Annotated in this window: 10 protein-coding genes; all 10 read left to right on the forward strand. The window is 58.4% G+C overall.

The features are described from left to right. The first annotated feature begins 14 nt into the window (after window positions 1-14). The 10 genes from trpA to ASQ50_RS00710 all read left to right on the forward strand — a co-directional run bounded on the left by trpA (window position 15) and on the right by ASQ50_RS00710 (window position 11,930). Complete coding sequence (trpA, locus tag ASQ50_RS00665) at window positions 15-827, forward strand: tryptophan synthase subunit alpha (protein WP_058089714.1); 813 nt, start codon at window positions 15-17, stop codon at window positions 825-827. Window positions 828-865: 38 nt separating this feature from the next. After that, a complete protein-coding gene (gene accD / locus ASQ50_RS00670) occupies window positions 866-1,795 on the forward strand; it encodes an acetyl-CoA carboxylase, carboxyltransferase subunit beta (protein ID WP_058089715.1) in 930 nt (309 codons plus the stop codon). Continuing rightward, complete coding sequence (gene folC, locus ASQ50_RS00675) at window positions 1,776-3,074, forward strand: bifunctional tetrahydrofolate synthase/dihydrofolate synthase (RefSeq protein WP_058089716.1); 1,299 nt, start codon at window positions 1,776-1,778, stop codon at window positions 3,072-3,074. The genes accD and folC overlap by 20 nt, the downstream gene beginning before the upstream one ends. Window positions 3,075-3,166: 92 nt before the next feature. After that, window positions 3,167-3,847 carry an SPOR domain-containing protein gene (locus ASQ50_RS00680; RefSeq protein WP_058089717.1) on the forward strand — a complete coding sequence of 227 codons (681 nt, stop codon included), beginning with the start codon at window positions 3,167-3,169 and terminating at the stop codon, window positions 3,845-3,847. A 92-nt stretch (window positions 3,848-3,939) separates the two neighbouring features. Then, a complete protein-coding gene (locus tag ASQ50_RS00685) occupies window positions 3,940-4,509 on the forward strand; it encodes a CvpA family protein (RefSeq protein ID WP_058089718.1) in 570 nt (189 codons plus the stop codon). A gap of 34 nt (window positions 4,510-4,543) precedes the next feature. After that, window positions 4,544-6,067: an amidophosphoribosyltransferase gene (purF, locus tag ASQ50_RS00690; RefSeq protein WP_058089719.1), complete on the forward strand. Its 1,524-nt coding sequence runs from the start codon at window positions 4,544-4,546 to the stop codon at window positions 6,065-6,067. Window positions 6,068-6,096: 29 nt separating this feature from the next. Next, on the forward strand, window positions 6,097-7,320 hold the full coding sequence (locus ASQ50_RS00695; RefSeq protein ID WP_058089720.1) for an O-succinylhomoserine sulfhydrylase: 1,224 nt from the start codon (window positions 6,097-6,099) through the stop codon (window positions 7,318-7,320). 23 nt (window positions 7,321-7,343) lie between these two features. Continuing rightward, a complete protein-coding gene (locus tag ASQ50_RS00700; RefSeq protein WP_058089721.1) occupies window positions 7,344-9,929 on the forward strand; it encodes a DNA translocase FtsK in 2,586 nt (861 codons plus the stop codon). Between the two features lie 52 nt (window positions 9,930-9,981). Continuing rightward, window positions 9,982-10,596: an outer membrane lipoprotein chaperone LolA gene (lolA, locus tag ASQ50_RS00705; protein ID WP_264754038.1), complete on the forward strand. Its 615-nt coding sequence runs from the start codon at window positions 9,982-9,984 to the stop codon at window positions 10,594-10,596. Continuing rightward, on the forward strand, window positions 10,596-11,930 hold the full coding sequence (locus tag ASQ50_RS00710; protein WP_058089723.1) for a replication-associated recombination protein A: 1,335 nt from the start codon (window positions 10,596-10,598) through the stop codon (window positions 11,928-11,930). Before lolA ends, ASQ50_RS00710 begins: the two co-directional genes overlap by 1 nt. Window positions 11,931-11,996 lie beyond the last annotated feature (66 nt).

Below are 11,996 nucleotides of genomic sequence, written 5' to 3' on the forward strand. Positions count from 1 at the left end.
TATCAGGAGCAGGCATGAGCCGAATTGAAGGCGTACTGAAATCATTGAAAGAGCAGGGTCGAAAGGCGCTGATCCCGTACATCACCGCCGGTGACCCAGAGCCGGGGCAGACGGTCAGCCTGATGCACACCCTGGTGGATGCTGGCTCAGACATCATTGAGTTGGGCGTGCCGTTTTCCGATCCCATGGCGGACGGGCCTGTTATCCAGCTTGCCTGTGAGCGAGCCCTTGTGCATGGCACGTCCCTGCGCCAGGTCATCGGAATGGTCAAGGAATTCCGGAAGGCCAACACCACCACACCGGTGGTACTGATGGGGTATCTGAACCCGATGGAAGCCATGGGTTACGAGGCGTTTGCGGATGCTGCGGCCGATGCGGGTGTAGACGGTATCCTCACCGTTGACCTGCCGCCGGAAGAGGCCGAAGACGTCGCTCCATTGTTTTCCGCCCGTAACATGGACCCAATCTTCCTGCTGGCGCCCACTACCACGGATGAGCGCATCAAGGCAATCAGCGAACACTCATCCGGTTATGTGTACTATGTTTCAATCAAGGGCGTGACTGGGTCGGCAACCATCAATGTTGATGAAGTGGCGAAAAAAGTGGCCCATGTGCACGAACTGACGGCGCTGCCGGTCGGTGTCGGATTCGGAATCCGGGATGCGGAGACAGCGGCTGCCGTTGGCAAAGTATCCGATGGTGTAATTGTCGGAAGCGTGCTGGTCGATACAATAGCCCGACACCAGACAGATCCCGAAGCCCTGGCCAAGGCGCTGACGGATCTGTTGCACCCGATGCGTGAAGCCCTGGATAGTCTGGCATCCTGAGGGGCCGGCTTCCAGGCATCAAAGGACAGGATGAAAGCATGAGTAACTGGCTGGATAAGATCATGCCGAGCAAGATTCGCTCGGAATCGCGGCAACGTACCGGGGTGCCGGAAGGGCTGTGGAAGAAGTGCCCCAAGTGCGGGGCGTTTTTATACAAGCCTGAACTCGAGAAAAACCTGGACGTTTGCCCGAAGTGTAACCACCACCTGCGTGTGTCTGCCCGGCGCCGGCTGGACATCTTCCTCGACAAGGACGGCCGCGAAGAAATAGCCGCAGAACTGGAGCCTTCTGATCGGCTCAAGTTCAAGGACAGCAAGCGCTACAAGGACCGGCTTTCCGCAGCCCAGAAAGCAACCGGCGAAAAAGACGCCCTGGTCGCTATGAAGGGTTCAACGATGGGCGTTCCCCTGGTGGCTTGTGCTTTCGAGTTCAACTTCCTGGGCGGTTCCATGGGCCAGGTGGTTGGTGAGAAATTCGTACAGGCGGCCAATGTTTCCCTTGAGCACCGTATTCCCCTGGTCTGCTTTTCTGCCAGCGGTGGCGCCCGTATGCAGGAGGCCATTCTGTCGTTGATGCAGATGGCAAAGACCGCTGCAGTGCTGGAGAAGCTCAAGCAGGAAGGCATTCCCTACATTTCGATCATGACCGATCCGGTGTTCGGCGGTGTGTCTGCCAGCCTCGCGATGCTGGGCGACCTCAATATAGCCGAGCCTTATGCGCTGATCGGTTTTGCGGGCCCCCGGGTGATCGAGCAGACCGTCCGCGAGAAACTGCCGGAAGGTTTCCAGCGCAGTGAATTCCTGCTGGAACACGGTGCTATCGATATGATTCTGCACCGGCACCAGATGCGCGAGCGGGTAGCCCACGTTCTTGCCAAGTTCACCGGCCAGGAAAAGCCAGGCACGGAAGATCCCATCGAGTTCGAGATCACGGAAAAACCTGACACAGATGAACACTCCCAGCACTGACGCAAGGCCCGTAACGGTCCCTCCCGGGGCCGGTGCGTCTGTTGAAAAGTGGCTTCAGTATCTGGAAGCCATTCATCCCACCGAAATTGACCTTGGTCTGGATCGGGTTCTGGTGGTTTTGCGCCGCCTGTTTCCGCGAAAGCCAGCAGCGCGAATCATCACTGTAGCGGGCACCAACGGCAAAGGCACGACCGTGACGGCCCTGGAGTCGCTTTTGCGGGCCGCGGGGCGAACCACCGGAGCTTATACTTCGCCCCACCTTCAGCGTTATAACGAGCGGGTTCGGATTAACGGTCAGGATATCAGCGATGCGGCGTTGATATCCGCCTTCGAACAAGTGGAGGCGGCACGGGGTAAGGTTTCCCTGACCTACTTTGAATTCGGAACCCTGGCAGCCTTCGTGGCGCTCGCCGACGCGGGTGTCGAAGACTGGATTCTGGAGGTCGGCCTTGGTGGACGCCTGGATGCCGTTAATGTGCTGGACGCTGACTTCGCGGTGATCACCTCTATTGATATCGACCATATCGGATTTCTGGGCGATAACCGGGAAGTGATCGGCTTCGAAAAGGCCGGTGTTCTGCGGCCCGGGATTACTGCGGTCTGTGCAGATCCAGAGCCTCCCGCTTCTGTGCTTCAGCAGGCCGCCGCGCAGAAGGTCAATCTTAAGGTGACCGGGCGTGATTACCGGCTCAGGCCGGTTGGCGATTCCGTTGAGCTGACGATCGAGGGGCTCAGTATAACCCTGCCGGCCGGCCCGCTACCTGTCGAAAGTGTTGCGGCAGCGGTGGTGTTGGCGCGGGTGTTGGCGCCAACCATGACTGTCAGCCTGTTAGCGGATACCGCCAGGTCTGTAACGGTGCCGGGGCGTTTTGAGCGGTTGAGAACAAGGCCGGATGTGATCGTGGATGTTGGTCACAATCCCCATGCCGCACGCTGGTTGGCTCAGCGGCTTGGGTTGCAGTGGTCAGGGCAGGGCAAGGTGTTCGGTGTTTATGCCGCTCTGGCGGATAAAGACGTGGAGGGGGTAATGCGGGCCGTGGCGCCAGTTGTCGAACGCTGGTGGTTCGCCGGTCTCGATGTGCCGCGCGGGCTGAAGGTGCAGACTCTGGTGGAGCGGGCGCGGGCTTGCGGAATTGCCGGTTGCACGGCGTCTGAGTCTGTGGCTGATGCCATCTCTTCGGCACTGGCGGAGGCCGGCGAGAACGACACCATTGTGGTATTCGGTTCGTTCTACACCGTTGCGGAGGCCCGGGCCCGACTTGCCGGCGAAGTCTCTTAAAATTTGTCCATGGCAGGCGCCGGAGCTTTGTGTTAACGGCACTCGGCGGTTAGTATCAGTACCAAACTGTTAGGTTAAGGGAGCCCTTTCTCGTGAACGGATTGAAACAAAGAATCATTGGTGCGCTGGTTCTGGTCTCCCTGGCTGTGATTTTTGTGCCGATGATATTTGACGAGCCCCATTCCGAGCGCCAGTCCCGGTCTGTCACCATCCCCGAGGAGCCGCCGTTCCCTGAAGTGGACGTTCCCCCGGAGCCGGCCCTTGGCGGCAGCGACTACGGCATGAATTCAGCGCCTCAGGACACTCCCGCTACGGAATCAGCTCCCGGTTTCCGACTGATTGAAGGCGTTGAGGAGCCTGCGCCAGAATCGTCCAGCGCCCGCGAGCCCGCGGCTGAGGTAGCAGAGCCGGTTACCCGCACGACGGATAGCCGTGCAGCCAGCTCAGAACCTCAGCCACAGGTTTCGCAATCCTCTGAGCCTGCAACTTCAGCCGGCTCGGCGGAGGAATCCGCTGAGTTCACCCGGTCACTTGAAGGTGCCTGGGTTGTCCAGCTTGGCAGCTTTGGTAATGCCGACAATGCCCGCCGGCTGCGCGACAATGTTCGTGATATGGGGTACGGCGCCCACCTGCAGCAAGTGGAGCGCGGCGACACCACGTTGACCCGGGTGTTCAGCGGGCCGTTTGTCAACAAGTCCGAGGCCGAGGCCGCCAAGAAAGCTCTGGATGATGCCTTCTCACTGAACAGCCTGGTTACCTCCGGCGGAAAGTGACCCGATGACTTGCAATTTATGAGCCTCAGGCGGTTTGGTGACGCCCGGTTTCCTGTTAAAATTCGCGCTTCCTTTTCTCCATCGGGTTTTTCATGGACGCGCTGATCTGGATTGACTGGGTCATCATTGCTCTGATTGCTGTTTCCACGCTGATCAGTCTGAAGCGGGGCTTTGTTCGCGAAGCCCTGTCGCTGGTGACCTGGGTTGCGGCATTCATCATTGCCCGCACGTTCCATCCTCAGATGCAGTCATTGCTTGAATCCACCGTGGAAACACCACTGGTGCGTCTGATTGCGGCCTTTGCGATTCTGTTTTTCGGCACCCTGATTGTGGGCGCTATTATCAATAATATGATTGGTCATCTGGTGCGGGCGACCGGATTGTCAGCCACCGACCGCGTTCTCGGCATGGGGTTCGGGTTGCTGCGGGGTGTGGTGGTGGTCATTGTCGGTATCGCGTTCACCCGCTACACACCGCTTGCCGAAGATACCTGGTGGAGAACGTCCGTGATGATCGACCGCCTGGCGGTGGTCGAAGACTGGTCCCGCCGAACCCTGGGTGATGAATTTGCCCGGTTCCTGGGCCCTGAAGCAGGGGCCGGGTACAGCACCGAATCCTCAACAGAACAGGAAGGCGTGGAACCCGCGCCAGCATCCCGTTAACATTCAGATTTAACACTCGGAGAGTTCCCCAGCCATGTGCGGCATTGTCGGTATTGTCAGTACTTCAAACGTCAACCAGCTTCTTTACGATGCACTGACTGTTCTTCAGCACCGTGGCCAGGATGCGGCGGGTATTGTGACTTTTCAGGATAACCGGTTTTTTCTGCGCAAGGACAATGGCCTGGTCCGGGACGTATTCCATACCCGGCATATGCGCAGACTGGTAGGCAATGTGGGGATCGGTCACGTCCGTTACCCCACCGCTGGCAGTTCAAGCTCTGCCGAGGCCCAGCCGTTTTACGTGAACAGCCCCTATGGCATTACTCTGGCACACAACGGCAACCTGACCAATGCCGATGACCTGAGCAGCGATTTGTTCCGCACCGATCTGCGCCACATCAATACCAATTCCGATTCCGAAGTGTTGCTCAACGTATTTGCCCATGAGCTGCAGAAGCTTGGGAAACTGAACCCGACCAAAGACGAGATCTTTGCCGCCGTCCGCGCCGTGCACAAGCGGTGCCGGGGTGCCTATGCCGTTATCGCGATGATTACCGGCTACGGCATTGTCGGTTTCCGCGACCCCAATGGCATTCGCCCGGCCTGTTACGGTGTGCGGGAAAGCGACGATGGCCAGAAAGAATATATGATCGCCTCGGAGAGCGTGGCTCTGAACGCCGCCGGCTTCGAGATCGTTCGGGATATCGCACCGGGTGAAGCGGTATACATCGAAACAGACGGTACCCTCTACACCGAGCAATGTGCGGAATCCCCCAAGCTGTATCCATGCATCTTCGAGCACGTCTATTTTGCTCGCCCCGACTCCATCATGGACCGGGTGTCGGTTTACAAGGCACGCCTGCGCATGGGCGAAACCCTGGCAGACAAGGTGCTCAGGGAGCGGCCGGACCATGACATTGATGTGGTGATCCCGATTCCGGACACCAGCCGGACCTCGGCCATGCAGATGGCCTATCAGTTGGGCGTCAAATACCGGGAAGGCTTTATCAAGAACCGCTATATCGGGCGGACATTCATCATGCCCGGCCAGAAAATGCGGAAGAAGTCGGTGCGCCAGAAGCTCAATCCCATAGACCTGGAGTTCCGGGGCAAGAACGTCATGCTGGTTGATGATTCCATCGTCCGGGGAACCACCTGTAAGGAGATCGTTCAGATGGCCCGTGACGCCGGTGCCCGGAACGTCTACTTCGCCTCGGCAGCGCCGCCTGTGCGTTATCCCAACGTGTACGGCATTGATATGCCCTCGGCCAGTGAGCTGATTGCCCACGACCGTTCGGTGGAGGAGGTTCGGGAGCAGATTGGTGCTGACTGGCTGGTATATCAGGACCTGGAAGACCTGATTACCTGTGTCAACGATGTCAACGACGATATCGATGGTTGGGAGTGCTCGGTGTTTACCGGTGATTACGTAACCGGTGACGTAGACGAGGCCTACCTGCGCCGTCTCGAGGACCTGCGTAAAGACGAGAAGCGTCCCGGTGGGCAGATCATCGACGGTGATAATGCCATTATCGACCTCCATAATGACGAAGACTGAACCCCTAACGCCCATGCCAGGAGAACACTATGACCATCGGCCGTGAAGAACACCTCTGGATTCCTGAATCGGATCTGGACGGTATGTCAGTGGATACCCTGGCCGTGAGGGCAGGGCAGGTCCGCACCGGTCAGCTGGAGCACAGCGACGCCATCTTTCCGACCTCCAGTTTCGTCTATGGCAGTGCCGCCCAGGCGGCAGCCCGTTTTGGTGGTGAGGAGCCCGGCAACATCTATTCCCGCTTTACCAATCCAACCGTTCAGGGTTTTGAGGCCCGCATCGCTGCCATGGAAGGTGGAGAAAAGGCCGTTGCCACTGCCTCGGGCATGGCGGCCATCCTGAGTACCTGTATGGCGCTGCTGCAGTCCGGGGATCACGTTATCTGTTCCCGTGGCGTGTTTGGCACCACCAACGTGTTGTTCCAGAAGTATATGGCGCGTTTCGGGGTTGAGACCACGTTCGTTAGCCTGACGGATGCAGACGGCTGGGAGGCAGCAGTCCGGCCGGAAACCCGGATGCTGTTTATTGAAACACCATCCAACCCGCTTTGTGAAATCGCCGATATGGACGCATTGTCGGCGCTGGCGAGGGCCAACGATGCCCTGTTTGTGGTGGATAACTGTTTCTGCACGCCGGTATTGCAGCGACCCCTTGAGCAAGGGGCGGATCTGGTGATCCATTCAGCCACAAAATACCTGGATGGGCAGGGCCGCTGTGTTGGCGGAGTGGTGGTAGGGCCTGCCAGGTACCTGGACGAGATCTACGGGTTCCTGCGATCTGCCGGGCCCACCATGAGCCCGTTCAATGCCTGGGTGTTCCAGAAGGGGCTGGAAACCTTACCGATTCGTATGCGAGCCCACTGCAACAATGCGTTAGAGTTGGCGAACTGGCTCGAACGCCAGCCAAACGTGGAGAGAGTGTTCTACGCGGGTCTTGAAAGCCATCCCCAGCATCAGCTGGCGAAGAAGCAACAGGACGGGTTTGGCGGAATTGTGTCGTTTCTGGTCAAAGGGGGCAGAGAAGAAGCCTGGCGCTTTATTGATGCCACCCGAATGATTTCAATCACAGCGAATCTGGGTGATGTGAAAACCACCATTACCCACCCGGCGACGACAACCCATGGCCGGTTATCTCCCGAGGATAAAGACAAGGCGGGCATCACCGAGAATCTGATCCGGTTGTCTGTTGGCATTGAAGCCATTGATGACCTGAAAACCGATCTGACACGGGGTTTTCAGGCGCTGAAAGACTAAACTCACTGATGGTTTGAGTATTCATGGCGGAATCCGCTAAAGCGAAACAAGCAGCATCGACGGAACTGACAGAAAAACAACAGCGCTTTCGCCGCCTGATGGCCCAAGGGGCCAGAGAGGGTGCGGTTATCGGCATGATTGTGCTGTGCATCTATCTGGCGATGGCGCTGTTTACCTTCAGTGCGTCTGACCCCGGGTGGGCGAGTATCGGCCACGATACTCGCGTGGATAACGCCGCCGGGCGCTCCGGCGCCTGGCTCGCAAGCCTGCTGGTGGACTTCTTCGGGCAGGTTTCCTGGCTGTTCCCGGTGATGATTGCCGGTTATGCCGTCATGCTGATCCGTCGCAGGCATGAGTCACTGGACCTCCATTGGCCACTGTTCATGGTTCGCTTTGGCGGGTTTCTGCTGATTCTGTTGTCGGCCACCAGCCTGCTTTCCCTTTATTCGGTATTTGGCCTTGGGTCCTCCTCCGGCGGTGTACTGGGAACAGCGGTTTCAGAAGCCATGGTGCGCTTCTTCAATCTGCCAGCCACCACGCTGTTGCTGATCGCGATCTTCCTGTTTGCCCTGACCGTGACCGTCGGCCTGTCCTGGTTCCGCTTGATGGACCATGTTGGTGGGTTGACGCTCAAAACCGGGCGTTGGCTTCAGTCGCTGTTCAAGGGCAGCGAGCGCAAGGACAAAAGCTCTGGTGTGCCTCTTGCTGCCCGCCCTGAGCCAGAGCCTCCGGTTATCAAGGACCGGGTGGCGCAGGCCAATCCGGTAGCAGGGAAAGCACCTCAGAAAGACTCCTGGTGGCGCCGTTTATTCCGCCGCAAACCAAAAGCGGCCGATAAAGGTACGCAGAAGGAAAGAAGCAAAGCTCGTAAGGAACCGGCGATTGACGGGCTTCCTGAAATTGACCCAGAACCCGCAAGACTGGAAAGTTTCAGCTCGGGGGATCGGGATGAAACGCCTCGCAAGGCGGCCGCGCCCCAGCAGCCCAAGCCCGCGAACCGGGCACTGAAAATTGCCCCGTTCAAGAAGGATGATCAGGGGCCTGCCGACAAGAAAGCCAACAGCAAGCAGGGTTCTTTGCTGGAAGACATTGAGAGCCTGATCCCGCCCATTTCCTTGCTGGACCCGCCTGAGGAACATAAAGAAAAGGGTTACTCGGAAGAATCACTGGAGCACATGTCGCGCCTGCTCGAAGAGAAGCTGGCGGATTTCGGTGTCACGGTAGAGGTGGTCGAGGTCAATCCTGGCCCGGTTATCACCCGATTCGAGATCAAGCCCGCCGCCGGGGTGAAAGTCAGCAAGATTTCCAACCTGGCCAAGGATCTCGCCCGTTCATTGGCGGTGTTGAGTGTGCGGGTGGTGGAAGTCATACCCGGAAAGTCCGTGGTGGGCATCGAGATTCCCAATGAGGAGCGGGAAATCGTTCGTCTGAGCGAAGTTCTTGGAGCCCGGGTGTTTACCGAGTCGTCATCGCCGCTGACTCTGGCACTGGGCAACGATATTGGCGGTAATCCGATGGTGGCCAATCTGGCCAAGATGCCGCACCTGCTGGTGGCCGGTACGACCGGTTCGGGTAAATCGGTCGGGGTTAACGCCATGCTGCTGAGCATGCTGCTCAAAGCCAGTCCCGATGAAGTGCGCTTTATCATGGTGGACCCGAAGATGCTGGAACTGAGCATCTACGACGGCATCCCGCACCTGCTGGCACCGGTTGTGACGGACATGAAAGAAGCCGCCAATGCACTGCGCTGGTGTGTGGCGGAGATGGAGCGGCGCTACCGTTTGATGGCCAGCCTGGGCGTGCGCAACATCGCCGGCTATAACAAAAAGGTGAAGGACGCCAGGGCTGAGGGCGAGCCGTTACTGGACCCTCTCTGGAAACCGGATGAATACCTGGCGAACGACGAACAGGAGCGGCCAGAACTGGAAACCCTGCCGTTCATCGTTGTCGTAATCGACGAATTCGCTGACATGATGATGATTGTCGGCAAAAAGGTGGAAGAGCTGATCGCCCGCATTGCCCAGAAGGCCCGTGCCGCCGGTATCCATCTGATTCTTGCCACCCAGCGGCCATCCGTGGATGTGATCACAGGCCTGATCAAGGCCAATATCCCAACCCGGATGTCGTTCCAGGTGTCGTCCAAGATCGACTCCCGTACCGTGCTTGATCAGGGTGGCGCCGAACAGCTGCTGGGCCACGGCGACATGCTCTACCTGCCGCCGGGTTCTGGCCTGCCGGTTCGGGTACACGGAGCCTTCGTTGACGATGACGAAGTACACCGGGTGGTCAGCGCCTGGAAAGCCCGGGGTGAACCGGAATACGTGGATGATGTGCTTAACGGGGCAGAAGGTGAGCACCTGCCGGGCGTGCCAACCCTAAGCGAAGGCGGTGCCGGCGGTGGTGACGAAGGAGACGCGCTGTTCGATGAAGCGGTGGCCTTTGTAACCGAGAACCGACGGGTGTCGATCTCCTCCGTTCAACGTAAATTCAAGATCGGCTACAACCGTGCTGCGAACCTGGTAGACGCCATGGAAGCCTCGGGAGTGGTCAGTCCGGCGGGTCACAATGGTGCCAGGGAAGTTCTGGCGCCGCCGCCCCCAAGAGACTAGGAGCAGCATACTTATGATCAGATCTGTCTACACGATAATAGCGGCGCTGTGCATGATGGCCGTTGTGGCAACGGCCTCTGCGGAACAGGGCAACAGCTCTCGCGATGCCGCTGAAGAACTGGCCTCTATGTTGCGCAGTTACCAAACCTACCAGGCCGATTTCATCCAGATTGTGGTCAATGAAAATGGCAACCGGGTTCAGGAAACCCGTGGGTCTCTGAAGGCCAAGCGACCGGGTCTGTTCTACTGGGAAACCGGTGCGCCTTTGTCCCAGTTTATTGTCAGTGACGGCGACACGGTGGAGGTTTACGACCCGGATCTGGAACAGGTCACTATTCACACCTTGGATGACCGGGTACAGACGACACCGGCGCTGCTTCTGAGTGGCGAAGTGGATAATCTTGAGGAAACCTACGATGTGAGTGAGCGCCGGATGGGTGACAATACCCGCGAGTTCACCCTGGTTCCCAGGGGCGGCGATTCCCTGTTTACATCTTTACGCTTGAGCTTCTACAAGGGTGAGCTTCAGGAAATGAGAATGGAAGATTCGCTGTCTCAACTGAGTATTCTCAGCTTTGACCGGATAACCCTGAATCAGGAACTGGACAACAGTGCCTTCCGCCTGGAATACCCCGAGGAGGTGGATATTATTCGGGACGGTGCCTGATGCAGGACAACCTGTTTGAGCCCGAGGCCGGATTCCAGCCCCTGGCGGCCCGAATGCGGCCGGCCAACCTGGACGAATACGTTGGCCAGTCTCATCTGGTCGGCCCCAGAAAACCGCTCAGGCGCGCCGTAGAGCAGGGCCAACTGCATTCGATGATTCTCTGGGGGCCACCCGGAGTGGGTAAAACCACCTTTGCCCGGCTGTTGGCCAATGTGGGTGACTTGTCCTATGAAACGCTCTCTGCGGTGCTCAGCGGCGTCAAGGATATCCGGGATGTGGTCGAGCGGGCCCGCAACCGCAAGCAGTCCCAGGGCAGGGACACGTTGCTGTTCGTTGACGAGGTGCACCGGTTCAACAAAAGCCAGCAGGATGCCTTTCTCCCTCATATTGAAGATGGCACCTTCATTTTTGTGGGTGCCACCACGGAAAACCCCTCTTTCGAACTGAATAGCGCGCTCTTGTCGCGGACCCGCGTATATGTGCTCAAAAACCTGGACAAGCCGGACATCCTTGAGCTCCTGAATCGAGCATTGGTTTCGCCAGCGGGCTTCGGCGGCACCCTTCAGGTACCAGCCGGGGTGCTGGATAACATGGCCGAAGCCTCTGGAGGCGATGCCCGGCGTGCTCTGAACATTCTTGAGGTGGCCGCTGACCTGGCCGAGCCGGATGACAACGGGCAGAACGCCATCACCGCCCAGACACTGGAACAGGTACTGCAAACCAGCCTGCGCCGGTTCGACAAAGGCGGCGACGTGTTCTATGACCAGATCTCCGCGTTGCACAAATCCGTGCGGGGCTCCAGCCCCGATGGTTCCCTGTACTGGCTTTGCCGTATGCTGGACGGTGGCTGTGACCCCCTGTACGTGGCGCGGCGCCTGGTGCGGATCGCCAGCGAAGACATCGGCAACGCCGACCCCCGTGCCCTGCAAATTACCATGCAGGCCTGGGATGCCCAGGAGCGGCTGGGATCACCGGAAGGGGAGCTGGCGCTGGCCCAGGCTGTCACCTACCTGGCGCTGGCACCAAAGAGTAATGCCGTGTACAAGGCGTTCAACCAGTGCATGGCGGACATCCGAAAGGATCCTGATTACGAAGTGCCGGTGCACTTGCGTAATGCGCCTACCAAGCTGATGAAAAGCCTGGGCCACGGTGATGAATATCGCTACGCCCATGACTCTCCGGACGCTTACGCGGCCGGAGAGTCTTACCTGCCTGAAGCGATTCACCAACGCCGTTACTATCAGCCTGTCATGCGTGGGCTGGAGATCAAACTGGCTGAAAAGCGCCAGCGCCTGGATGATCTCGATGCCCGAAGCGGCAAAAAGCGTTATTGATGTAACGCTCATGCCGCAAAATACCTGGCCCTCGGCCTGGGGATGGTGGTCAGCAGAACCACGGCA

Source organism: Marinobacter sp. LQ44, assembly GCF_001447155.2.
In the GTDB taxonomy this organism is placed as follows: domain Bacteria; phylum Pseudomonadota; class Gammaproteobacteria; order Pseudomonadales; family Oleiphilaceae; genus Marinobacter.